At 61.3% G+C, this 25621-nt stretch carries 12 protein-coding genes; 5 read left to right on the top strand and 7 right to left on the bottom strand.

Going from position 1 to position 25621, the window contains the following annotated elements; all coding sequences use genetic code 11:
• Positions 1-5 precede the first annotated feature (5 nt).
• Entirely contained in the window at positions 6-965 is a 960-nt protein-coding gene (locus tag LOY52_RS09910) for a nucleoside-specific channel-forming protein Tsx (protein WP_258679295.1), read from the bottom strand.
• 441 nt (positions 966-1406) lie between these two features.
• Here LOY52_RS09910 and LOY52_RS09915 point away from each other — a divergent pair, with 441 nt between their 5' ends.
• The gene (locus tag LOY52_RS09915; protein ID WP_258679297.1) at positions 1407-11930 is read left to right on the top strand and encodes an autotransporter-associated beta strand repeat-containing protein; all 10524 of its coding nucleotides are present in this window, start codon (positions 1407-1409) and stop codon (positions 11928-11930) included.
• Positions 11931-12022: 92 nt separating this feature from the next.
• On the opposite strand, the gene LOY52_RS09920 is transcribed toward LOY52_RS09915, so the two are convergent.
• From LOY52_RS09920 to LOY52_RS09930, 3 genes are all read right to left on the bottom strand, one after another.
• The gene (locus LOY52_RS09920; RefSeq protein ID WP_258679298.1) at positions 12023-13261 is read right to left on the bottom strand and encodes a hypothetical protein; all 1239 of its coding nucleotides are present in this window, start codon (positions 13259-13261) and stop codon (positions 12023-12025) included.
• Between the two features lie 111 nt (positions 13262-13372).
• Positions 13373-15031: a hypothetical protein gene (locus tag LOY52_RS09925; protein WP_258679300.1), complete on the bottom strand. Its 1659-nt coding sequence runs from the start codon at positions 15029-15031 to the stop codon at positions 13373-13375.
• Positions 15032-15044: 13 nt separating this feature from the next.
• Positions 15045-16037 (bottom strand): hypothetical protein, encoded by a 993-nt coding sequence (locus tag LOY52_RS09930; RefSeq protein WP_258679302.1) that lies wholly within the window; start codon positions 16035-16037, stop codon positions 15045-15047.
• Positions 16038-16190: 153 nt separating this feature from the next.
• On the opposite strand from LOY52_RS09930, the gene selD reads away from it, so the two are divergent.
• On the top strand, positions 16191-17225 hold the full coding sequence (selD, locus tag LOY52_RS09935) for a selenide, water dikinase SelD (protein ID WP_258679303.1): 1035 nt from the start codon (positions 16191-16193) through the stop codon (positions 17223-17225).
• Complete coding sequence (mnmH, locus tag LOY52_RS09940; protein ID WP_258679304.1) at positions 17225-18328, top strand: tRNA 2-selenouridine(34) synthase MnmH; 1104 nt, start codon at positions 17225-17227, stop codon at positions 18326-18328. Before selD ends, mnmH begins: the two co-directional genes overlap by 1 nt.
• Positions 18329-18498: 170 nt before the next feature.
• Here the strand turns inward: mnmH and LOY52_RS09945 are convergent, their stop codons facing one another.
• A complete protein-coding gene (locus LOY52_RS09945; protein ID WP_258679305.1) occupies positions 18499-19173 on the bottom strand; it encodes a histidine phosphatase family protein in 675 nt (224 codons plus the stop codon).
• A gap of 296 nt (positions 19174-19469) precedes the next feature.
• Here LOY52_RS09945 and LOY52_RS09950 point away from each other — a divergent pair, with 296 nt between their 5' ends.
• Entirely contained in the window at positions 19470-20168 is a 699-nt protein-coding gene (locus tag LOY52_RS09950; protein ID WP_258679306.1) for a glutathione S-transferase family protein, read from the top strand.
• 239 nt (positions 20169-20407) lie between these two features.
• Entirely contained in the window at positions 20408-21382 is a 975-nt protein-coding gene (hemB, locus tag LOY52_RS09955) for a porphobilinogen synthase (RefSeq protein WP_047597407.1), read from the top strand.
• 124 nt (positions 21383-21506) lie between these two features.
• Here hemB and LOY52_RS09960 read toward each other — a convergent pair whose 3' ends face one another.
• Both LOY52_RS09960 and LOY52_RS09965 read right to left on the bottom strand, forming a co-directional pair.
• Positions 21507-23042 (bottom strand): FAD-dependent oxidoreductase, encoded by a 1536-nt coding sequence (locus LOY52_RS09960; RefSeq protein WP_258679308.1) that lies wholly within the window; start codon positions 23040-23042, stop codon positions 21507-21509.
• A 210-nt stretch (positions 23043-23252) separates the two neighbouring features.
• Complete coding sequence (locus LOY52_RS09965) at positions 23253-25457, bottom strand: TonB-dependent siderophore receptor (protein ID WP_258679309.1); 2205 nt, start codon at positions 25455-25457, stop codon at positions 23253-23255.
• Positions 25458-25621: the final 164 nt, after the last annotated feature.

The raw sequence follows: 25621 nt of genomic DNA on the forward strand, positions 1-25621 counted from the left end.
TGATTTCAGAACTGGTAGCCGATGCCGGCGTAGTAACCCCAACCATTGGAGCGTGCGCGGAAATTGCCGTCGCCGAAGTTCAGCTCGCTGCCGTCCTCCCAGTTGCCACCGTTGTGGAAATAACGGCCGACCAGGGTGAAGCGCAAGTGGGTGAACGAGTACAGCAACACGTTGGTCGCCACCGTGGCATTGGCGGTGCGTGCCGGGTTGTCCTTGTGGATGTCCGAGCCGAAGTCGAAGTTGGTGAAACCGATGTAGGTCAGCGACGCGCCGTTGCTGAATTTGTCGATGGGCACGATGTACTTGAGCTGCGCGCGGTAGCCGTCCCACGAATACTCATTGCTCGCGCCATAGTTTTCCCACTGGTAGCGCCCGTACAGGTTGGCCGACAGGTTGACCCGCGAATGGGTGTCGATGTCGGTGCCGAAACCGCTGTACAGGGTGTTGGCGCGGTTCTCTTTACGGCTGCCGTGATCGTAGATCCAGTCGAACGCCACGTACCATTCCTTGAACGGGCCGATGGCCAGGCTGCGGCCGGCGAGGTAGTCGATGGAGATGCGCGGCTCGTGTTCCATGAACACCGGTGAGCCGTGATCCCACACGCCTTTGTCGTGGCTGTTGCCGATGTTGAAGATCTTCGGAATGTCGACGTAGCCATACAGCTCGAACGGCCCCTTGCGCCCGAAGTACTCGTATTCCAGATAGATATCGTCGGCCGGTTGCGGCCCGAAACTGATGTCCTTGCTGCCGATCAGTGTCAGGTCCTGGTTGTACCAGTCCGACAGATAAGCGCCTTTTTTCGGCGGGGCAGCTTCCGGGCTGAGGGCTTCACCCTGGGCGGATTCATCGGGCAGGGCCGGTTGTGCCAGTACGCTGTGGCTGAGAACTCCGGTAACGCCGGTCAGTAGCAGGGAAACAGCAAACGTGCGCGCAAATGGGGCGCGAAGAAGGGAAGCAGCGTGCATTCAAAGTCCTTTTTTTGCGGATCGAGGCCCGGGTTCTGCGGGTCTGTACGGTTTTGTTACGAAAAAGCCGTTATAGGCAGGTCGCAAACGTTTGCACAACACGTACCAAGTCGCTCCGTTCGCCCCTGTAGGAGCTGCGGCACGCTGCGATCTTTTGATTTTGTTTTTAAGGATCAAGATCAAAAGATCGCAGCGTGCCGCAGCTCCTACAGGGAGAGTGGCGTACACAGAGTTCAATGTTTACTGGCTGAAACCCCCGTTTTAGACGGCCCTAGTATTAAAGTATTAACACCATTTAATCAGTGCCCCATCGCGGGGCGTCTACTAGCTTGTCAGCCATGACGCGGTTTTGTGATGACCGTCGCAGTCTTGATTCGCGTGTGGAATAAGCACCTCTCCCACGCCTTCAAGGAAGAATTTGGCCACGACAAGGAGTAGCCCGTGGAAGCAAGGTTTGGTGTCGCCCTCGTTTCGCGTTTTTCCCCACTTTCCCTTGCTGTGCACCTGAGCGTTGCCGGACTTTTGTTCGGTGGCGTCAGCGCACCGGCACTGGCCACATGCTCCACGGCCGGTTCCACTGTGACCTGTAGCGGCGTGCCGAGTCTGCCGCTATTTCTCAACAATTTTGCCAGTGCCACCAACGGTCTGACCGTCAACGTCAACTCGGGGGCGCAGATGAACGCGACGCTCGGCGGCCACGTGATGGACCTGACCGGAGTCAATATCAGCCTGAACAACTCCGGGACGATCGACCCGGCGCTGCTGGGCCTGGTGTCGGTGTTGAGCGGCGGTGCCTTCATCGGTACGGGCGCAACCAGTACGGTCAGCGTGCTCAACAATGCCAGTGGGATCATTCGCGGTACCGGCATGTTGCTCGGGCTCAACCTGACCAGCGTTGACGGCTTGGGCATCGCGGTGAACAACGCTGCGGCCGGCACTACCAGCATCACCAACAACGGCACCATCACCTCGACCGGACTCTCGGTCGGCGGCATCACCTTGGCCGACACCCCGGTGGTCGGTGTGTACGGTGGCTCGCAGGTCAACATGACCAACAGCAGCACCGGCGTGATCAACGGCCGGATCGCCTTCGAGACCTCGGCGGCGGGCAACATTTTCACTAACGCCGGTGCGATCACCGGCGGCGTTTCGATGGGCGCGGGCAGTACCAACACCTTCACGGCGGTAACCGGCTCCAGCGTCAACGTGGGTGACGGCGTGCAGGTCAGCGTCGGCCTCGGCGGACTGATCGGCATCAACCTGACGTTCGCCCCGACCGGCACTGTCGATGGCGGCGCGGGCGGCACCAACAGCCTGATCCTGCAAAACCCGGCCGGTGTCGGCGGCGGCACCACCGGGGTCGGCACGGCGTCGAGCGCCACTTACGTCAACTTCAACAACCTGACCATCAACAGCGGCACCTGGACCTTGCAGGGGCCACTGGTCAGCGGCGCGACCACGCTCAATGGCGGTGTCGCGCAGTTCAACAACAACGCCACGTTCGGCAGCGGTGTCCTCACCTCCAACGGCGGGATCCTCCAGGCCAGCAACGCCGGGTTGAACCTCAGCAATCTGATCTCCCTCGGCGCCGGTGGTGTGACCGTGCAGGGCACCAACGCTACCACCCTGAGCGGGGTGATTTCCGGCAGCGGCGGCCTGAGCAAAGTCGGCTCCGGGCAACTGAGCCTCAGCGCTGCCAACACCTATCTGGGCAACACCACACTCAACGGCGGCACCGTGCAGTTGGGCAACAATCTGGCGCTGAGCACCGGTACCGTCAACGTCACCGGCGCGACCACCTTGAGCGCGCCCGGCACGATCAACCTGAACAACGCCATCAGCCTCGGCGGCACATTGACGGCCGGCGGCACCGGCGCTCTGACCCTCGGCGGCTTGATCACTGGCAGCAGCGGCCTGACCAAGACCGGTAGCGGCAGCCTGACCCTCAGTGGCGCCAACAGCGGTTATACCGGCACTACCACTTTGAGCGCCGGCAGCTTGCTGGTGACCAACAACAACTCGCTGGGCAGCGGCGCGCTGAATACCGCGGCCGGCACCAGTCTGGACAGCACCGCCAACGTCACGCTGGCCAACAACATCGGCATGACCGGCGCGCTCAACGTGCTCGGCAGCAATGCCCTGACCCTGGGCGGCGTGTTGTCCGGCACCGGCGGGATTACCAAATCCGGCACTGCCAGCCTGACCCTGACGGGGAACAATACCAACGCCGGCAACACCGTTCTCAACGCCGGCAGCCTGTTCGTCGGCAGCAACACCGCGCTGGGGACTGGCGCATTGAACGCAGCGGCCGGCACCACGCTGGATGCGACCACCGCAGTGACCCTGGCCAACGCTGTCGCGCTGGCCGGCGGAGTGACCATCGGCGGCACTCAAGCGCTGGGTCTGAGCGGCGTCGTCAGCGGCGTCGGCAATCTGATCAAGAACGGCACTGCCAACCTGAGCCTCAGCGGTAACAACACCTTCGCCGGCGGCACCGCGCTCAACGCCGGTACGCTGATAGTCGGCAGCAATACCGCACTGGGCACTGGCGCATTGACCACGGCGGCAGGCACCACCCTCGACAGCAGCACCGCCGTGGCGCTGACCAACGCGGTCAGCCTCGGCGGCAACCTGAACATCGGCGGCAGCGCCAACCTGACGCTGGGCGGTATCGTCAGCGGCAGCGGCGGGCTGACCAAGAACGGCGCGGCCAACCTGATTCTCAATGGCGCCAACACCTTCCTCGGTCCCGTCGCGTTGAACGCCGGCACCATCACGGCGGGCGCGAATGCGGCGCTCGGCAGCGGCAACATCACCGTCGGCGGCGTGGCAACCCTCGACAGCAATGCGGCGGTGACACTGAACAACAACGTCATTCTCAACAACAGCCTGGGGATTGGCGGCAGCAACGCGCTGACCCTCGGCGGCGTGCTCAGCGGTACCAGCCAACTGGTGAAAAACGGCGCCGCCAATCTCACCCTCAACGGCACCAATACCTACAGCGGCGGCACCACCCTGAACGGCGGCAGCCTGACCGTCGGCAACGGCGCGGCACTGGGCACCGGCGCCTTGTCGGTGGAAGGCGCGGGCACCCTCAACAGCAGTTCCGCCGTGACCCTGAACAACAACGTGATTCTCAATGCCAACCTCACCGCAGGCGGCGCCAACGCGCTGACCCTCGGCGGGGTAATCAGTGGCGCGAACGGCCTGATCAAGACCGGCGCATCGAGCCTGAGCCTGAACGGCAACAACACCTACACCGGCACCACCGCGCTGAATGCCGGTTCGCTGGTGGTCGGCTCCAACACCGCTCTGGGTACGGGCGCACTGAACGCTGCGAACGGCACCACGCTGGATGCCAGCACGGCGGCGATCCTGGCCAACAACGTCAACCTCGGCGGCACGCTGACCGTCGGCGGCACCAATGCGCTGACCCTCGGCGGGGTGGTCGCCGGCATCGGAGGCCTGGTCAAGAACGGCGCCGCCGACCTGACCCTCAACGGCGCCAACACCTATTTCGGCAACACCGCACTGAACGCCGGCAAACTGATTGTCGGCAGCAACAGCGCGCTGGGCTCCGGCACGTTGAACGCGGCGGCCAACACCACGCTGGATGCCAACACTGCCGTCAGCCTGAACAATGCCGTGGCCTTGGCCGGTGCCTTGAATGTTGGGGGCACGGCAGATCTGACCCTGACCGGTCTGGTCAGCGGCGCCGGCAGTCTGGTGAAAGACGGCGCGGCCAATCTGATTCTCAATGCGGCCAACAACTACCTCGGCGGCACCACCCTCAACGCCGGTACGCTGACCGTTGGCAACAGTTCGGCGCTGGGTTCCGGCGCACTGACTGTCGCGGGTGCTGCCACACTGGACAGCAATTCGCCGCTGGTCAGCCTCAATAACGGCATCGCTCTCAACGCTGGATTGACTGTCGGCGGCACGCAGAACCTGACCCTCGGTGGCGTGACCAGCGGCACTGGCCAACTGATCAAGAACGGCGCCGCCAACCTGACGCTCAATGGCAACAACACTTTCAGCGGCGGCACCACCCTCAACGCCGGCACCTTGACCCTGGGCAATGCCAACGGTCTGGGTAGTGGTGGCTTGATCGTCGGCGGCGCGGCGACTCTCGATAACAGCGCCTCGTTCGGCATCGGTAACGCGATCACCCTCAACGCCGGGTTGACGGTGGCCGGCAACAACGACCTGAGCCTCAACGGCATCATCGACGGCGCCGGCAGCCTGACCAAAAACGGTCTGTCGGACCTGACTCTGGCCGGCAACAACACCTTTACCGGCGCCGTGAACATCGTCTCCGGCAGCGTCACTACCCTCAACACCAACGCGCTGGGCAACACTTCTGGCGTCAACATCAGTGCCGGTGCCGGCCTGAATCTCGGTAGCGATGCCAGCCTCGGCGCGCTGACCGGCAGCGGCAGTGTGCAACTGACCGGCAGCAACACGTTGACCGTCGGTGGCGGCAACGTCACCAGCACCTTTGATGGTGATCTCAGTGGCAGCGGTGGCCTGACCAAAGTCGGCACCGGCACCTTGAACCTCACTGGCATCAACGGCATCACCGGCAACACCGCGATCAATGGCGGTACCGTGGATCTGTCCGGTTCGCTGGGCAGTGCGCAGGTCAACGTCAACACCGGCGGTACCCTGACCGGTACCGGCTCGGCGCTGGGCACGGTGAACATCAATAGCGGCGGCCATCTGGCGCTGTCATCGGGCAATACCTTGTCAGCCAGTGGCCTGACCCTCGGTGCCGGCAGCAACGTTGATGTGGCGCTGGCGACACCGTCGACCAGTTCGCTGATGAACATCGGCGGCAACCTTACCCTCAACGGTAATCTCAACGTCAGCGATGCCGGCGGTTTCGGCGTCGGTGTGTATCGTCTGTTCAACTACACCGGGGCCTTGACCAATCTGGGCCTGGACGTCGCCAGTGTGCCGGTCGGCTATGGCCTCGGCGATCTGGTGGTGCAGACCGGCGTGGCTAATCAGATCAACATTCAGGTGTCGGCACCGAACGTCAACATCCGTTACTGGGACGGCAGCCAGACCATTGCCAACGGCGTGGTCGATGGCGGCAGCGGCACGTGGAATGCGGTCGGCACCAACTGGACCGATGCCAATGGTCTGGTCAACCAGCCATGGGCCGGTGACTTCGCCGTATTCCAGGGCGCCGCCGGTACTGTCTCGGTGAACGGCACGCAAGCATTCACCGGCATGCAATTCCTCACCGACGGTTACACCCTGGTCAACGGCGCGGCGGGGCAATTGACCGCTGTCAACGGGACTGGCGGTACCACAGCACTGCGGGTTGATCCGGGCGTTACTGCGACCATCGGTGTGAATATCGATGGCAGCGGGATTCTCAACAAACTCGACGCCGGTACTCTGGTGCTCAATGGCGCCAACACCTACAGCGGCGGCACGCAGCTGGACGGCGGCAAGATCATTGTCGGCAGCAACACCGCGCTGGGCAGCGGCACACTGACCGCCAACGCCGGTACGCAACTGGACAGCAACACCGCCGTAACCCTCGGCAACGCTGCGACGCTGAACGGCAACCTGACCGTGGTTGGCAGCAATGCGCTGACCCTCAACGGCGTGATCGGCGGCACCGGTGGCCTGATCAAGAATGGCGCGGCGAACCTGACCCTCGGCGGCAACAACGCCTTCCTCGGGCCGGTGGCGCTGAACGCTGGCGGATTGATTCTGGCGTCGAACTCGGCGCTGGGCTCCAGCACGCTGAATGCGGCTGGCGGCACCACGCTGGATGCCAGCACCGCGACTTCGGTAAACAACGCGGTGAATCTCGCCGGTAACCTCGGCATCGGTGGTACAGCGGATCTGACTTTGGCCGGCACGGTCAACGGCGCCGGCAGCCTGAGCAAAAACGGCGCAGCCAACCTGACCCTCAGCGGCAACAACAACTTCCTCGGCGGCACTACCCTGAACGCCGGCACCCTGACCGCCGGTAGCAACTCAGCACTCGGCTTGGGCAACCTGACCGTGGCCGGCGCTTCGGCGCTGGACAGCAGCGCAGCAGTGAGTCTGGGCAACAACGTGGTGATCAACGCCAACCTGAGCAACACCGGCAGCAATAACCTGACCCTCGCCGGTGTGGTCAGTGGCGCGGGCGGGCTGATCAAGAACGGCGCCTCGAACCTGACGCTCAACGGCATCAACACTTACACCGGTGGCACCACGCTGAACGCCGGTACGCTGACCCTTGGCAATGGCGCCTCTCTGGGCAGTGGTGCGCTGACCGTGGCGGGCGCTTCGAGTCTCGACAGCAGCGCGCCGCTGGTGCTGGCCAACAACATCAACCTCAATGCCAACCTCGGTCTGACCGGCAACAACAACCTGACCCTCGGTGGTGTGATCACCGGGGCGGGCACCCTGACCAAGAATGGTCTGGCCGACGTGACGCTGTCCGGCAACAACACCTTCAGCGGCACCTTCGATGTGCAATCCGGCAGCCTGACCACCCTCAACGGCGCGGCATTGGGCAACAACGCCACGGTCAATCTCGCGGGCGGCGCGGCGCTGAACCTCGGCGCCTCGGGCAGCCTCGCCAGCCTGACCGGCAACGGTACCGCGCTGGTCGGCACCGGCAACACCCTGAGCCTGGGTGGCAATAACGTCAGCAGCACCTTCGCCGGCATCCTCAGCGGTGACGGCGGGCTGATCAAACTCGGCACGGGTACGCTGACCCTTAGCGGCATCAGCGATCTGACCGGCGATACCAACGTCAACGCCGGCACCCTGCAGGTCAACGGTTCGCTGGCCAGCGGCAACGTACTGGTCAACAGCGGCGGCACCCTTGGTGGCAGCGGCACCTTGACCGGTGCGGTGACCGTGGCCGATGGCGGTCATCTGGCCGGCGCCACCGGCAGCACCCTGGCGGTGGATTCGCTGGTGTTTAACGGCAACTCCAACTTCGATGTCGGCCTCGGTACACCGGTCTCCGGTGGCGGTAACGCGCTGGTCAACGTTGGCGGCAACCTGACCCTCGACGGCACCCTCAATGTCAGCGACATCGGTGGTTTTGGCAGCGGTGTGTATCGCCTGATCAACTACACCGGCGGCCTGACCGACAACGGCATGCTGATCGGCACGGTGCCGGGCAGCGTCACCCCGGGCGATCTGACCCTGCAAACCGCGCTGGCCAACCAGATCAACCTGCTGGTCACCGCACCGGGCGTCACAGTGCAGTTCTGGGACGGCAACCAGCTGGTGGCGAACGGATCGGTCGATGGCGGCAACGGTACCTGGGGCACCGGCACCACCAACTGGACCGATGTCAACGGCACCACCAATCAGGCCTGGACCAACAACTTCGCGGTGTTCCAGGGCACGGCGGGCACGGTCACCGTCAACGGCGCACAGACCATCACCGGCATGCAGTTCGTCACCGATGGCTACAGCCTGCAGAACGGCACCGCGGGTTCGTTGAATCTGGTCAACGGTTCGCTGGGCAACGCCTCGGTACGCGTCGATCCGAACGCCACCGCGACCGTCGGTGTTGTACTCAACGGCAGCGCCACCCTCGGCAAATACGACAGCGGTACGCTGGTGCTCAACGCCGCCAACGGCTACACCGGTGGCACCGCGCTCAATGGCGGCAAGATCGTGGTCGGCAATAACGCCGCGCTCGGTACCGGCGTGTTGACTGCCGCTGACGGCACCGCGCTGGACAGCAACGCGGCGGTCAGTCTCGCCAACGCTGTGGTGCTCAATGGTGGCTTGACCGTCGCTGGCTCCAACGCCTTGACCCTCGATGGTGCGGTCAGCGGGGCGGGCAGCCTGATCAAGTCCGGTGCTTCGCGCCTGACCCTCAACGGCAGCAACACTTACAGCGGTGGTACTCAGCTCGCTGGCGGCACATTGGTGCTGGGCAATAACAGCGCGATCAGCAGCGGTGTATTGAGCGTGACCGGCAACGGCAGCCTCGACAGCAGCTCGGCGCTGCAACTGGCCAACGCGATCAATCTGGGGTCGCAACTGACCCTGGCCGGCAACCAGAACACCACGCTGCTCGGCGCCATCACCGGCACCGGCAGCCTGGTGAAAAACGGCAGCGCTGACCTCGTGCTGAGTGGTGCCAATACCTACAGCGGCGGCACCACGCTGAACGCTGGCACTACCACTGGCGACACCAGCAGCCTGCAAGGCGCCATCGTCAACAACGCAGCGTTGACCTTCGCGCAGAACGCCGACGGCAGCTACACCGGCAACCTGACGGGCGCCGGCACGCTGAACAAAACCGGCACCGGCCAGTTGCTCCTCACTGGCAACAACACCTTTACCGGCAACACCTCCGTGCAGGCCGGCAACCTGATCGTCAACGGCGTGCTCAACAGTGCCAACGTCAACGTCGCCAGTGGTGCGAGAGTCGGTGGCAGCGGGCAACTGGGCGGCAACGTGCAACTGGCCAGCGGTGCGACGCTGACCGGTGGCGGCTCGGCTACACCGTTGTCGGTCGGCTCGCTGGCGCTGTCCTCGGGCACCAACCTGGACTTCAGCCTCGGCTCGGCCGCCAGCTCCACCACAGTGGTCAACGTCGCCGGCAACCTGACCCTCGACGGTACGCTGAATGTCAGCAACGCCGGCGGCTTCGGCACCGGGGTCTATCAACTGTTCCGTTACGGCGGCAGCCTGACCGACAACGGTCTGGTCTACGGCAGCCTGCCGGTATCGGCGGCCAACCTGACCCTGCAAACCGCGATTGCCAATCAGGTCAACCTGCTGGTGCAGGGAAGTCCGGGTGAAGTGCAGTTCTGGAACGGCGGCACCACCAATCCTGACGGCAGTATCGGTGGCGGCAGTGGCGTGTGGGGCCCGGGCACCAACTGGACCGATCCGAGCGGCACTCAGGCGCTGGCGTCCAATGGTCAATTCGCAGTGTTTGGTGGCCAGGCGGGTACCGTCACTGTGCAGGGCAATCAGAACTTCACCGGTCTGCAGTTCCTCACCGGGGGTTACAGCCTGGTTCCAGGGGCTGGCGGTACGCTGACGCCAGTCAACGGTGCCGACGGCAGTCTGGCGCCGGTGCGGGTCAATGCCGGGGCCAGTGCTGAAATCGACGTGCCGCTGATTGGCACCGGCGGTATCGAGAAACTCGATTCCGGCACCCTTGTGCTGACGGGCGCCAACACCTACAGCGGTGGCACCACCGTCAGTGGCGGTACGCTGATCGGTAACACCACGAGCCTGCAAGGCAACATCACCGACAACGCCACACTGGTGTTCCAGCAGAATGCCAATGGTCAGTTCAACGGCATTCTCAGCGGACTCGGGGCGATGGCCAAACGCGGCGCCGGCACGTTGTTGCTGACCGGCAATCAGCCGTTCAGTGGCACGGTCTCGGTCGATCAAGGCGTGCTGCAAGTCGGCAGCCGTGCGGCCCGGGCTTCGTTGGGCGCACAAGTCACGGTCGCCAACGGCGCAGGCCTGAGCGGTAACGGCAGCGTTGGTTCGGTGGTCAACCACGGTGTGGTCGCTTCCGGTGGCGCTGACGGCACCTTGAGCGTGGCCGGCAACCTGACCAACAGCAGTGATGGTGTGCTGGCGCTGACGGTCAGTTCGCCAACCGCTACACCGCTGGCGGTAGGTGGCACGGCAGCTCTGGGCGGCGGTCTGGTGGTCAACAGCCTGGCGCCGTTCACCGGCAATACCACTTACTCGCTGATCACTGCGGGCGGTGGTGTGACTGGCACCTTCAGTGCTGCCGATCTGCCGCAGTACGCGTTCCTCGACAGCTCGCTGGTCTACGGTGCCGACTCGGTCACCCTGGCTGTGAGCCGCAACGGCAATTCGTTCGCCGATGTCGCTGCCACGGGCAACCAGCGCGGCACCGCCACGGCACTGTCCAATAACGGTGCGGCCGGCGCGGCGTTGCAGAATCAGATCGTCAACCTCAGCGTGGTAGGCGCGCGTAACGCGTTCGACAGCCTCTCCGGGGAAATCCACGCCAGTACCGCCAGCGCCATGCTTGAGGATTCGCGCTTCATCCGTGAGGCGGTCAACGATCGCATGCGCCAGCCATCGTGCAGCGCGGCGGATGATCCACGCAAAACCCTGGCACCGAGCGACACGCAACTGAGCAGCAACGGTTGCCACGGGGAAATGGTCGGCTGGATCCGGGCCATCGGTGCCTGGGGTGACATGGGCGGCGACAGCAACACGGCGAAGGTCGATCGCAACCTCGGCGGTTTCATGCTCGGCACCGACAAGGCGCTGGACGACACCTGGCGTGCCGGGATGGCGGCCGGCTACACCCGCAGTAATCTCAACGCGCATGATCGCAACTCCGATGCCAAGGTCGACAGCTACCACTTGGCCGGGTATCTGAACTCGCAATTCGATGCACTGGCAGTGCGCCTCGGCGCGGCTTATAGCTGGCACAGCATCGAGACCAAACGCGATGTCAGCGTCGGCTCTTACAACGATCGACTGAAGGCCGATTACGACGCACGCAGTGCGCAGGTGTTCGGTGAAGTGGGTTACGCGATCAGCGCAGCAGGCGTTGCCATCGAACCGTTCGCAGGGCTTGCCTACGTCAACTACGACAGCGACACCGGCAAGGAAAAAGGTGGAGTGGGGCGCCTGAAGGCCGACGCCGATCAGGACATCACCTACTCGACCCTTGGGGTGCGTATCGGCAAGTTGGTGACCCTGGCCAACGGCAGCCAGCTGACGCCACGCGCAGCCATCGGCTGGCGCCATGCCTACGGCGACACCAAACCCGACGCCGACCTGACCTTCATCGACGGCGGCGCCTCGTTCAGCACCCAGGGCGTACCGATTGCCAAGGACAGCGCATTGCTCGAAGCCGGCATCGACTTCCAGGTCACCCCGACCGGCAAGCTGGGCATCGGCTACTCAGGCCAGGTGTCGAGCGAAAACAACGACAGCGCGTTCAACATCAGCTTCAGTCAAAGCTTCTGAATCATGGTCGAAGTACTTTAGCCGCCCGAAAGGGCGGTTTTTTTGGGGCAAAGGGGTGGCTCATTTTTCAACCAGGAGTTTGGGTACAGCGCTCAGTTTTTCCTGTCTTTGATTTGAACTTTTAGTTCGATTTCAACCCGTCGATCTACTGCAAGACATTCCTTCTGCTCTGACGGCGTCAAGTCTCTGGGGCAGTTCGATTTAGGGACTAATGAGCCTTGGGCCAATCGTTTCGTCTGTGAGTCCGACAAACCGGCAAACAGATCCTTGATTTCTGCATACACACTGTCCGCACGCCGCATGGACAGGGCCATGTTGGAGTCTCCGGTTTTGAACACTGGAATTCGATCGGTATGACCGGTGATGGTGGCAGACAGGATTTGCAGATTGTCGGCTTCCAGTTTGTGTTTGGTTTCCTGAGTAAATTTGGCGAGCTGGAGCTTTCCGTTGTCGCTGATTTTGTCTTCGTAAATATCAAAGAGTGTGTCGGTGTTGACGGTCAGGCAGGTATTGAAGCTATTTTTTTTGTCCGTGGCCGACAGAACTTTGAGACCGCTGCGGTCAAGTTCAACTCTGGCTTTGGGAACCCACTTGTCATTTTCGTACGCGGTTATTTGAACCAGGCTTCGCTCCCCCAGTCCGTGCCACAGAACATTGAAGTGGTGGGCTATATTGGATTGGTTGTCATTTTTTAAACAACCGTATATGGAGATGCCAAACTCTTTGGCAACATCACTGACAATTTTCTGGTTTTCACTGCTTAAGGCCAGAGAGACGTCTTTTTGCTGGATGCCAATCAAGGAAAAGCTTTTATCAGTGATTTTTCCGATGACGGGCAATGCGATTGCTGGCACCCCGAATATGGCAGCGAAAATCAACCCTGTTCGCAAGCGTGCTTGACGTCTTCTGGCATCAGGATCCTGCTCGTTTTCAAGTTTTAATTGAATGACAGCGAAATAAAATAGCAATCCGCTGGCAAGAGACATTGGGGCTCCTGTGGGGCCACCAATTCTGTAACCGATCGCGATAGAAAATGCGCAAAGGATCACGCATACCACAGCAAAATAAAAACGCTCCAGAGTACCCTTGGTTTTTACAAACAGATATCCGTAATAAACCGCAGCAAAGCCGATCGCCAGCCAGGAAAAGTACAACGCGCCAAACCCAAGTGCGATAAAAACAAAGATCAAACTGTCCGCGATACTAAGGCCCGTGGGGAAGAAATTTATCAAGAATGCACAGTAGCTCCAAGTTATCAGTACTCCGGTGGAAATGATGATTTTTGCTATTAGTGAACTGTGTTTGTTGGCTGATTCCAAAAGTTCTGACACGGTGCGGTCCTGCGAGAATTGAGTTATGGTTTGTATGAAGTTCGTCTGTGAACGATGCGAGCAGTGTCAATCCAAGGATGTGCTGTTTCCTCGGATTAACAATTCAATCAATCACGTCGCCAGGCGGCCTTCCAACTCAAGCAACAACCGGTCATTTTCTTCCATCGCCTGCGCCAGACTCCGGTCAAGCCTTTCACCCACCTCTATTATTTCGCGGTCGCGGTTCACGCCTAGAGGATCAAGCCTGTCCACCAGGTAAACAACAAAAGTGCTGGCCAGCCCTGTCAGTGCGCCGACGATGACCGCAGACAAAATCGCCCCCACAGTGCCGAGCCCCGGAATCAGCAGCATTTGTTTTTCGATGACCTCTTCGAGTGCAACACCGGCAATGATCACCCCTCCGGCGCAAGTGATCTTGATCGCCTCGTGTGCTGCCTGACGCAGGGTGAGTCCCTCAGGAGGCAGCAACAGTGTTTTCAGTGCCTTGAGCAACGACAGGAACCCTTCACGGAACATGCGCACAGCACGTTTGCCCGTGGTGACAAAGACGTTGATCAGGGTGGTGACCAGGTTGGCCAGTACCCCGGCCACGAAGCCTGCACCACCGGCAGCCAGCGCCGTTTGCCATTGATTGCCGACTCGTTTGGCCACGCGCCCGAGGCGCGCGCGTAGTTCCGGGACCAACGATTCATGGCTTCGGCCATGGCGGTACAGGTCCATCAGTTCGTCAAACGTTGCGCTGAAAAATTCGATCAGCATGACGCCGAAGGCTTGCTGAAACGCCATCTTGCCGCCTTCCTTGATGCTGGTCTTGGCAAGGTCCGCTTTGAACTTGTCGCTTTTGTAATAGGCGTCGCTGAGTTTCTTTTCATACTCGGCACGTGCTGCCTTGTCCTTCGCCAGCAGCAGATCAGGGTTCTGCGCAATGGCTTCATGCTGTTTGAGCAGATTGAGGCGATTTTCTTCTTTAGGCGTCAGTTCGGTTTTCTCCGACAGCCGCTGCATTTCCTCCCGACGACTGACCGACTGCGTCTGCAGCTTTTCAACAAGTTCGGTGGCACTCAATTTACCTTTTGACTGGTTAAGCGCTTTCTTCGTCGGATTCAGATTGGAGTCGACATTTGCCAGTTTCGGTGCATCGAGATCGGCCAGTACTCGTCCCGGATCGGTATAAATTTCATTGGCTGAAATGGTGTGGTCGAGGTTGCGCGGATCCTGCGTCTTGTTCTGGCCGAAGGTCTCGTTTGTGTAGGCGTCCTTGAGGGTGCCCGATTGCTGAGCCAAAGTGTCTTTGGCGTTTTTGTCGGTGTAAGCCTTGTCCTTGTGAAATTTGTCCGAATCATAAGCAGGCAAGTCCGTGTACTTTTTAGCAGCAGCATCGCTGGCGTACACCTCATTCCTCGCGTTATTGATGGTGTCGACGTTGCCGCCTTTTTTATCGTAAACCGCGAGCACTCGACCCAACCCGAAAGGTACCGCAATAGCCTGCAACACCTCGCGTCTACTGTCCCCGATGAGTTGCTCGAAACGTTCCTGATTGAACGCTTGCGAGTAGCCTTTGAGCGCTGCCTGGGCTTCATCATCCGTGACGTCAAGCTCCACCGAAAAATCAGCGGCAAGCAAATCGTCGTCCAACAGCAGAGGGCTCAGGGGCTCCTCAAGCAATTGTCGAGCAAGGTCAGCCTCGGGCAACCCGACGAGGCGGGTCGCACTGGCAACCGTTGCTTGCTGGCGTTGCCGGGCTTTGAAACGTTCGATTCGATCCGTCATGGCAGTTCTCCTATCAAGCAGCGGCAGACAGCTGTGCCCATCCCGAGCGAAACGCTTTCTGCGGCTCACTCATTTCACCGTTCAGGGTCGTGACGAAATCGATGATTTCATCAAACAACGCTTGCGCCTCAATTCCGGTTTTTCGCGCTCGGATGAAAGCCTCCTTGAGCGTCGGAGGATTGCTAGCGAGCAAATTCATCGCTGCTTGAACTTTGGCGGGCAGGAAGTCACCACCCATGCCCAGCAGGAACTCATTGATTTGCTGCTTATCCTCTTCACTGGCGCCGCCATTGCAGGCGGCGCTCGCCTGTGCAACGGCTTGCATGGCAATCAGCATGCGGAAATATGCTTCATGGCTGTCAATGCACGCCTTGGCTTTTGCGAGCGCGTCGGAGAAGCGCCTTTCCCTGACCTCACTCTTCGCCTTTTCGCGGTTCTCACCGCGAGTTTCAGCATTTTTTTCCTTGCGCTCTTCCAATTCTTTTTTGGCATTCCAATAGGTCGCCATCGAGGTTCCGAAGTCGGATACATAGTCCCGGGAACTGTCGTAGCCGCTGGTGATGGTTTCGCGGGTGAAATCGTAAGCATCACTCAGAACATCGCTTACTTTGTCAGCAGCATCCACAACGGATTCAACGGCCGCGGTGTAAACGTCTGCCACAACGTCGGCGGCATTGGAGGCGGTTTCGACAGTGGAGTTGTAGGCATCGGATACGGCATCGCCAACCTTTTCGGCTGCTTCAGTCACGACGTCAGTCACTGCATCGGCGGCATCGGAAATGGTGTCGACGGTGGCGCCATACAGATCGCCGACTTTGTCTCCAACGATGTCAGCGGCTTCAGCAACGGTCTCGCGGGTCGCATCGAATGCGCGGCCGACCGCGCTGGTGATAGAGGAGAAAATAAAGGTCGTGTTGAGACTTTCTGGACAAGAGGGCTCGGGTTCGCGTCGCCAAGAATCGATAAAGGAGCCAGTTTCGGTTGGTTTGGAGGCGCGTTGTTTCATAGTAGTCCCTGACTTTGAATGAAGCGTTGCGCGATTCTCCCTGGTTGAAAGGTGATGTCAATATGCCTTCAGTTATCTTAAGAGGGATTGACACCGCTGAGCTGGTTTGGACCTCTGCTAGAATCGCCCCCATCAACTGCCAGAGACTCCCCCATGAGCGAGCCGATTCGTCTGACCCAATACAGCCACGGTGCCGGTTGTGGCTGCAAGATTTCCCCGCAGGTGCTGGAAGTGATTCTGGCCGGCAGCGGTGCGCAGAACCTTGACCCGAAACTGTGGGTCGGCAATGCCTCGCGTGATGACGCGGCGGTGTACGAGATCGATGCCGAGCGTGGTGTGGTGTCGACCACCGACTTCTTCATGCCGATTGTCGACGATCCTTACGATTTCGGCCGGATCGCTGCGACCAATGCGATCAGCGACATCTATGCGATGGGCGGCGATCCGCTGATGGCGATCGCAATCCTTGGCTGGCCGGTGAATGTGCTGGCGCCGGAAGTGGCGCGGGAAGTGATTCGCGGCGGACGGGCGGTGTGTGATGCCGCCGGCATTCCGCTGGCCGGCGGGCATTCGATCGATGCGCCGGAGCCGATTTTTGGCCTGGCTGTGACCGGTCTGGTGGAAAAGCGCCACATGAAGCGCAACGACACCGCCACCGCCGGTTGCCTGCTGTATCTGACCAAGCCGCTGGGCATCGGCATCCTCACCACCGCCGAGAAGAAGGGCAAATTGCGCCTTGGCGATGTCGGTGTGGCCCGCGACTGGATGTGCACCCTGAACAAGCCCGGCAGCCGTTTCGGCAAACTCGCCGGGGTCGCTGCGATGACCGACGTTACCGGTTTCGGTCTGCTCGGGCATCTGGTGGAAATGGCCGATGGCAGCCACCTGACCGCTCGTATCGGCTACAACCATGTGCCGCGTCTGGACAGCGTCGAGTACTACCTCGAACAGGGCTGTGTGCCCGGTGGCACCTTGCGTAACTTCGACAGTTATTCGAGCAAGCTCGGTCGTCTGCAGGAGTTGCACAAGCGCGTGCTGTGCGACCCGCAAACCAGCGGTGGCCTGCTGATTGCGGTCACTCCCGAAGGTAACGACGAGTTCCTCGCCGTCGCCGCCGAACTGGGCCTGAACCTAGCGCCGATCGGCGAGCTGGTCGAGCGACAGACCCACGCAGTCGAGGTGATCTGATGTCACGCGACTGCACCGATTACCGCGATATTTTCCTCAACGACCGGCCGATGATGGATGCCCGTGCGCCGGTCGAGTTTGCCCATGGCGCGTTTCCCGGCGTGGTCAACTTGCCGCTGATGAACGACCGTGAGCGCGAGCAGGTCGGGACATGCTACAAGCAGCATGGGCAACAAGCCGCCATCGCCCTGGGTGAGCGGCTGGTGTCTGCCGAAGTGCGTGAGCAGCGCATTCAGGGCTGGGTCGAGTTTGCCCGGGCGCACCCCGACGGCTACCTGTATTGTTTTCGCGGCGGCTTGCGTTCGCAGATCGTCCAGCAATGGATCAAGGAGCAGGGTGGGATCGATTATCCGCGGGTCGGCGGTGGCTACAAGGCGATGCGCACGTTCCTGCTGGAGACGATCGATCAGGCCGTGGCCGAGTGCGATCTGGTGCTGCTGGGCGGCATGACCGGTACCGGCAAGACCGAACTGCTGGTGCAGTTGCGCAATGGTCTGGATCTGGAAGGCCACGCCAATCATCGAGGATCGAGTTTCGGCAAGCGCGCCACCGGGCAACCGACCAATATCGATTTCGAAAACCGCCTGGCCGTTGATCTGCTGAAAAAACGCGCCGGCGGGATCCAGCAGTTTGTGCTGGAAGACGAGAGCCGGGTAGTCGGCAGTTGTGCCTTGCCATTGCCGCTGTACCGAGGCATGCAAGTGGCGCCGATGGTCTGGCTCGAAGACAGCCTGGAGCAGCGGGTCGAGCGGATCCTGCAGGACTATGTGATCGACCTGCACGCCGAGTTCGTCGCCGTGCATGGCGCGCAGGGCTTTGCGCTGTATGCCGAACGGTTGATTGCGAGTTTGAACAATATCCAGCGCCGGCTGGGCGGCGAGCGCCATCAGCGGATGTTCCTGCAGATGGAAGAGGCCTTGGCGGAGCAGGCGCGCAGCGGTTCGGTCGAGGCGTTCCGTGACTGGATCAGCGTGTTGCTGCGCGAATATTACGACCCGATGTATGCGTTTCAGCGTGAGAAGAAGGGCGGGCGGATCGAGTTTGCCGGGGAACGCGGGGCGGTGTTGGAGTATCTGCGTGAGCGAGCCAGCCAGAAAGATTGAGGTTGTAGCGGCTGGCCTCTTCGCGAGCAAGCTCGCTCCCACAGGGTATTTGTATTCAACGCAGATCGGATGTGGGAGCGAGCTTGCTCCCACAGGGTATTTGTATTCACCGCAGATCGAATGTGGGAGCGAGCTTGCTCGCGAAGGGGCCGGGTCAGGCCACACAACACTCAAGTCGGGCAAGTCACCTTGCCGTTATCCAGCCCCTGCTTGTAGCTGTGGCTCTGCAGGCTGGCCTTGCCGTTGTGCCAGGTCAGGGTCAGCACGTACAGCGAATCGAAATCGCCTGACGCCCAGTCATCGGTAATGGTCTGCTTCTCGCCCACCGCGTTGCCCGCGACCTTGTTGATCAACTCCGGCAGATAACCGTGCGACCACGCGGTGTAGATCGTCGCGTTGTGGTACTTGTCCTCGGTCAGCTCGCGCGCCAGGTCACTGGTGTCGTTGGCGGAGAACTCGATGTTCACCGGCAGGCCGAGCTTGATCGCGGCGGGGCTGATGGTCATCAGTGGGCGGATGTAGCTGTAGGAGTTGTCCAGCTCGCCTTCCTCGACATTGCGCGTCGGGTTGGCGGCGAACACGTAGTCGGCCTTGCCGAATTTTTCCGGCAGCAGGGTCGACAGCTCGATCGCCCGGTTCAGACCCTGACAGTTGAGCTGGCCGAGACCGCCGGCGGGTTTTTCCGCGTGGCGCAGGAAAATCAGGGTCTGCGTACCGTCCACCGGTTGCGCGCGAATCTGGCTCGATTCCAGCGACAAGGTCAGCGCACTGACCGCCAGCAGGGAGGGCAGGGCCACATAGGCACGATGTTTGAAGCGTTTGGCGAAACTCATGAGGTTCGTCATTGAATATAGGATTCTTCAGCAAATTCGGTTGGGGCTGACCAACCCTTACACCGCGGGCTCCCAGCACCGGGTGTTGTCCATGTCGTGTGTCGCGCTTCCTTTACGAAAGGCATAGCTCAGAGTCCTCTGAGGCCGGTTTGGTTCAGGCACATTACCCGCAGGATGTTACGGTTCGTGTAGGAGCTGCCGCAGGCTGCGATCTTTTGATCCAGCTTTAAAAAACCAAATCAAAAGATCGCAGCCTGCGGCAGCTCCTACATTATGATCAGTGCTTTCCTTGTGACTGGATGTTTCCCATGACTGATCTGTCCGCGTTCCCCATCACCCAGAAATGGCCCGCGCAGTACCCTGACTGGATTCAGCTCTATTCGCTGCCGACCCCCAACGGCGTCAAGGTCTCGATCATGCTCGAAGAGATCGGCCTGCCCTACGAGCCGCACCGTGTGGGCTTCGATACCCAGGATCAGCTGTCTCCCGAGTTCCTGTCGCTGAACCCCAACAACAAGATCCCGGCGATCCTCGATCCCCACGGCCCGCAAGACCAGCCGCTGCCGCTGTTCGAGTCCGGCGCGATCCTGATCTACCTCGCCGACAAGAGCGGCCAGTTGCTGGCGCAGGAAGGCGCGCTGCGCTACGAGACGATTCAGTGGCTGATGTTCCAGATGGGCGGTATCGGCCCGATGTTCGGCCAGCTCGGTTTCTTCAACAAATTCGCCGGCAAGGACTACGAGGACAAGCGTCCCCGTGACCGCTATGTCGAGGAGAGCAGGCGCCTGCTCAGCGTGCTCGACAAACGCCTGGAAGGGCGCGACTGGATCATGGGCGAGCGCTACACCATCGCCGACATCGCCACGTTCCCGTGGGTGCGCAACCTGATCGGCTTCTACGAGGCGGGGGATCTGGTGGGCATCAGCAACTTCCCGAACGTCACCCGGGTGCTGGAGCGCTTTCTGGCGCGCCCGGCGGTCATTCGAGGCCTGACCATTCCCTCGTAATCAACACCAGTCCCTGTAGGAGCTGCCGCAGGCTGCGATCTTTTGATCTGGTCTTCTAAAAACAAAGTCAAAAGATCGCAGCCTGCGGCAGCTCCTACAGGGGAATGTATGTTGTCTGACGGATTATTGCGCTGACGGTAATGCTGTCTTGATTGATCCAGGTTTGTACCTGCGCCCAGCGAAGGCATAAGCTTCGCCCTCTACGACTTTCGTCTCATCTGCCGTTTTCAGGAAGCACCATGTCCAGCCAGTTCCCCGAAGCACGTCCCCGCCGTCTGCGCCGCAATGCGAGCCTGCGCAGCCTGTTCCAGGAAACCGAGTTCAGCCTGAATGATCTGGTACTGCCGATTTTCGTCGAAGAAGAGATCGACGACTTCGTGCCGATCAAGAGCATGCCCGGGGTGATGCGCATTCCGGAGCGCAAGCTGGCCAGTGAAATCGAGCGTTATGCCCGTGCCGGGATCAAGTCGGTGATGACCTTTGGCGTGTCCCATCATCTGGACGCCAACGGCAGCGACACCTGGCGCGAAAACGGCCTGGTCTCGCGCATGTCGCGGATTGCCAAGGACGCGGTGCCGGAAATGATCGTGATGTCCGACACCTGCTTCTGCGAATATACCGATCACGGCCACTGCGGCGTGATGCACAACCACGAAGTCGACAACGACCAGACCCTGATCAACCTCGGCAAGCAAGCCGTGGCGGCGGCGCGTGCCGGTGCGGACGTGATCGCGCCGTCGGCGGCGATGGACGGCCAGGTGCGGGCGATTCGCCAGGCGCTGGACGCCGCCGGTTTCACCCAGATTCCGATCATGGCCTACTCGACCAAATTCGCCTCGGCGCTGTACGGCCCGTTCCGCGAGGCCGGCGGCAGCGCGCTGAAGGGTGATCGCAAAAGCTATCAGATGAACCCGATGAACCGCCGCGAAGCCCTGCGCGAATCGCTGCTCGACGAGCAGGAAGGCGCCGATGCGCTGATGGTCAAGCCGGCCGGTGCGTACCTCGACATCATCCGCGACATTCGTGAAGCCTCGAACCTGCCGTTGTCGGCGTATCAGGTCAGCGGCGAATACGCGATGATCAAGTTCGGCGCGCAGGCCGGTGCAATCGACGAGGATCGCGTGGTGCGCGAAAGCCTGGGCGCGATCAAGCGCGCGGGGGCGGATCTGATCTTCACCTACTTTGCGATGGATCTGGCGCTGGCCGGGATCTGACGCCCAACATTTAGCCCCGGTGGGAGCGAGCCTGCTCGCGAAAGCGGTCTTTCAGCAGACATCCATGTTGACTGACACGACGCATTCGCGAGCAGGCTCGCTCCCACATTTGATTTGTACTGGGTCAGAGGCAGTGGAAGTAGGGGCGGATGCCGTGATCCCGAAAGTACCGCTCGATCACCTTCGGATCCGCACTGTTATCGGCAATCGCCACATAAGTATCCGGGCGCAGCAGATAAAACCCGTTACGCCCCAATCCCGCCGTGTCAAACGCCGGCCGCCAGTCGAACACGTGCAGCGGCAGATGGTGTTCATTGCACCAGGCGATCATCTCGTCGCTGGTGTCGCCGTACACGTGCACCTGCCAGCAAGGCTGGCGCAGCGGTTCATAGTTATCCCCCTCTCCATCGTGGGCCCACGGCAAACGGTCGCCGCCGTGGACGTGGCCGGCCGTGCCCTGGCTCAGCGGCATGCCGCGATAGTTGAGGGTGACTTGCGAAACCGTGCGAAAGAGGAACTCGCGGCTGGCCTCGAACGTGGCCATTTTCGGGATCAGAAACGGTGCCAGGCGCGTACGCAGCAGATCGGCGATGCGCCCTTCGGCGGTGACGAAGCTGAACACCTTGTCGGTGGTCGACACCAGCCGCCGGGCGAAGGCGATGCGCTCGGTTTCGTAGGTGTCGAGCAGTTGCGCCGTGGCGCTGCCGTTGAGCACCGCGGCGAGTTTCCAGGCCAGGTTGATCGCATCGCCAATCCCGGTGTTCATGCCCTGGCCGCCGGCGGGGCTGTGCACGTGCGCCGCGTCGCCAAGCAGAAACGCCCGACCGCTGCGAAAGTGCTCGGCCACGCGGTGATGCACGCGGTAGGTGGAGAACCAGTTGACCTCGTCGATGTGCACTTTCAGGTGCTCGATGGCGCGGCTGCTGACGTCGGCAAATTGCAGGGTTTCGGCGCGCTCGGCACGTTCATCACGCACCGTGCCGATCAGCCGGGCGCGGCCTTCACCGGCCAGCGGGAACACCGCGAGAAAATCCGCTTCGTCCAGATCCAGATGCAGCTCGCCATTGAGTGCCGGGCCGCTGGCCTGCACATCCGCGACGTAGAAAATCTGCTGATAGGTGCCGCCCGGGAAATCGGTGTCGAGGGTTTTGCGCACCACCGAACGTGCGCCGTCGGCACCCGCCAGATAGCACGCCTGACAGATTTCCTGCTGCCCGTCCGGCAAGCGCAAATGCGCGATTAGGCCATCGCCGGTTTCTTCGAAACTCTCAAGCTCGGTGTTGCGCTCAACCGTCACGTCATAGTCTTCGAGGCGTTCGAGCAGCAGCCGTTCGTGCTGATCCTGGGGAAAGATTTCGATGAACGAGTAGGGCGTCAGGCCTTCGCCGATGCGCTGCAGCGGCAACTGCGCGACCGGTTTGCCCTTGACCCAGAAATTCGCCGCCGCGACCTTGTGGCCGTTGCGCACCACGGTGTCGGCCAGGTCCAGCTGGCGATACAACTCCAGGGTGCGCGCCTGCACCGCCAGTGCTCGTGAGGTGGTGCCGGGCGCGGAGGTCTTGTCGATGATACGCACGCGCACGCCCAGTTTGCTCAGCCACAGGGCCAGCACCAGACCGGTCGGGCCGGCACCGATGATCAGAACGTCGCTGCGGTTCATGGGCCTGTCCTCCGTTGGCTGTGGAGCAAGTATGGATCAGATGGAAAGGGTAGCCAGTGCCGGCCCCTTCGCGAGCAAGCTCGCTCCCACAGTCGAACGCATTCCAATGTGGGAGCGAGCCTGCTCGCGAAAAGGCCTTTTCAGGCACCCAAAAACCAAAAAGGCCCCACAGCGGTGAAGCTGCGGGGCCTTTTTCATTTTGGCAGCGGTTTAGAAATCGATCGTCCCCGACAGCTTCGCCACCCGCGGCTCACCCTGGGTCAGATAGCCGCCCTGCGCCGATTCCCAATACTTCTTGTTCGCCAGGTTTTCGACGCCCAGGCGCAGGGTCACGTCTTTCTGCGAGACCTTGAACGCATAACGCGCACCCGCGTCGAAGCGGTTCCAGGTCGGCAGGCTGAGGTTGTTGGCGGCGTCGGCATATTGGCCACCGGTGCGCAGCATCCGCGCATTCAGCGCCACGCCTTGCAGGCCCGGTACATCCCAATCGGCGCCAGCGTTGAACTGGAAGCTCGGCACGCCGATCGCTCGGTTGCCGTCGTTGGCACCGTTCTGAGTGTTGCGCAGTTCGGTGTCCATCAGCGTCAGGCCGCTGAGCAGGCGCAGGCCGCTGATCGGCTCGCCGAAGACGTTCATTTCCACGCCTTTGTTGATCTGCTCGCCTTCGCGCACGTAGGTGCAGGTGGTAGCGCTGTTGATTTCGCAGTAACCGTCGCTCGGCTGCTCGATGCGATACACGCCCAGGCTCGCGCCGTAAGTGCCCATGTCGACCTTGACCCCGGCCTCGGTCTGCTTGGAGCGGGCCGGTGCGTAGACCTCGTTGCCGTTGGTCACACGCAAGCCGCCGGCGCTGGTCGGCGAGGTCGGCCCCTGGGCCAGGCCTTCGATGTGGTTGGCGTAGAACGACACATGCTCCCACGGCTTGAACACGATGCCGTAGACCGGCGTGGTGATCGATTCGTCGTAGCTCGACTTGCGGCTGCCGCTGCCGTAACTGGCGTAGTTGTAGCCTTGCACCACCAGTTGCTGACGACGCAGGCCGGCGGTGATCAGCAGGCGGTCGTCGAAGAATCCGAGGGTGTCGGAGAGCGCGAGGCTACGGTTGAAGGTCTTGCCGACGATGCCCGGATCGCTGACGTCGCCGCCGGAAAAATTACCGACCGGCGACGGCGTTTCCACCGGGTGGTAGATGTTGTTGGCGTACTTGGTCAGGTCGAAGTCATAGGCGCTGCGCTGTTCCGCCCACAGACCGCTGAGGCCGAAGTTGAGTTTGTGGCTGACCGCGCCGGTGTTGAACTTGCCGTTCAGGCCGGCCATCAAGCTGGTGTTGTCCTCGTCGTGGGGGATGAACGAGCCGGTGGTGTAGGAGGCGCCGTTGTTGCCCACCAGGGTTGTCGAGTTGTAGCGACCGACTTCGCGGGTGTGCTTGGCGCCGCCAGCGACGTACGCGGTCCAGTTGTCGTTCAGGTCGTATTCGGCGCGGAGCATGCCGAAAGTGTCTTCGATGTCGGTGTAGCCCCACTTCGGCGCGTAGTTGGTGTCGGCCGATGGCGCGTCCGGAATGTGCGTGGCGGTGCCGAGGTTGACCGAGTTGCGGCCGCCGTTGACGCGCTCCTTCTGGTAGGCGAAGTCACCGGAAATGCGCAGGGCGTCACCGCGATAATCGAGGCCGATGCTGAACAGTTTCGAGCGCTGGTTCTCATGATCGATGCCGGTATCGCCCTCGCGCTGGGACAGGTTGATCCGCGCGCCGAAGCGGTTGTCTTCGCCGAAACGCTGGCCGATATCGAAGTGCTGACCGATGCGGCCTTCGCTGTTGATGTCGGTGGTGTAGCGGCGCAGCGGCTCGTCGCCGGCACGTTTGGGTTGCAGGTTGACGCCGCCACCGATGCCGGAGCCGGTCGGGGTTACGCCGTTGATGAAAGCGTTGGGGCCTTTGAACACTTCCACGCGCTCCAGGGCGTCGGTGGAAATGATCTGCCGGGGCAGCACGCCGTACAGGCCGTTATAGGAAATGTCGTCGCCGTTGAGCGGCAGGCCGCGGATCATGAACACCTGCGCCTGGTTGGAGAAACCCGAAGCCTGACGCACCGAAGCATCGTTGAGCAGGACGTCGGCAACGTTTTCCGCTTGCTGATCCTGAATCAACTGTTCGGTGTACGACGCGGCGCTGAACGGCACGTCCATCATGTCCTGATTGCCGAGCACGCCGAGCTGACCACCACGGGCGACCTGACCACCGGCGTAGACCGGGGGCAGGGCCTTGGGCGTCGGTGCCTGGGCGTTGATGTTGACGTTGTCGAGCACCAGCTCCTTGCCGTTTTCGTCGGCAGCGTGAGCGGTGACAGTCAGGGAGCACAGCAGGGCGAGAAGCGTCGGGCGGAACGGGACGGCGAGTCGAGCTGAAACGGGCATGTCGATACCTGGAGGCGTGCGGCCGGTGAGAAAAAAAGGACGGCGCGGGAACTCCTTGCGCAAATGCGACTCCAGGTGCAAATGATAGGTTTTCTCAGTAGCGTTTTGCAATCAGTTTGTCATCACCCCTGAAAACACCTATGCACCTGTAGGAGCTGTCGCAG

This window comes from Pseudomonas sp. B21-051, from assembly GCF_024748795.1.
Taxonomy (GTDB): Bacteria; Pseudomonadota; Gammaproteobacteria; order Pseudomonadales; family Pseudomonadaceae; genus Aquipseudomonas; species Aquipseudomonas putida_A.

What these genes read in the sequence shown, in the direction of transcription:
- LOY52_RS09910 (WP_258679295.1), bottom strand. Translation starts at nt 965, where the DNA reads ATGCACGCTGCTTCCCTTCTTCGCGCCCCATTTGCGCGCACGTTTGCT.
- LOY52_RS09925 (WP_258679300.1), bottom strand. Translation starts at nt 15,031, where the DNA reads ATGACGGATCGAATCGAACGTTTCAAAGCCCGGCAACGCCAGCAAGCA.
- LOY52_RS09930 (WP_258679302.1), bottom strand. Translation starts at nt 16,037, where the DNA reads ATGAAACAACGCGCCTCCAAACCAACCGAAACTGGCTCCTTTATCGAT.
- selD (WP_258679303.1), top strand. Translation starts at nt 16,191, where the DNA reads ATGAGCGAGCCGATTCGTCTGACCCAATACAGCCACGGTGCCGGTTGT.
- mnmH (WP_258679304.1), top strand. Translation starts at nt 17,225, where the DNA reads ATGTCACGCGACTGCACCGATTACCGCGATATTTTCCTCAACGACCGG.
- LOY52_RS09945 (WP_258679305.1), bottom strand. Translation starts at nt 19,173, where the DNA reads ATGACGAACCTCATGAGTTTCGCCAAACGCTTCAAACATCGTGCCTAT.
- LOY52_RS09950 (WP_258679306.1), top strand. Translation starts at nt 19,470, where the DNA reads ATGACTGATCTGTCCGCGTTCCCCATCACCCAGAAATGGCCCGCGCAG.
- hemB (WP_047597407.1), top strand. Translation starts at nt 20,408, where the DNA reads ATGTCCAGCCAGTTCCCCGAAGCACGTCCCCGCCGTCTGCGCCGCAAT.
- LOY52_RS09960 (WP_258679308.1), bottom strand. Translation starts at nt 23,042, where the DNA reads ATGAACCGCAGCGACGTTCTGATCATCGGTGCCGGCCCGACCGGTCTG.
- LOY52_RS09965 (WP_258679309.1), bottom strand. Translation starts at nt 25,457, where the DNA reads ATGCCCGTTTCAGCTCGACTCGCCGTCCCGTTCCGCCCGACGCTTCTC.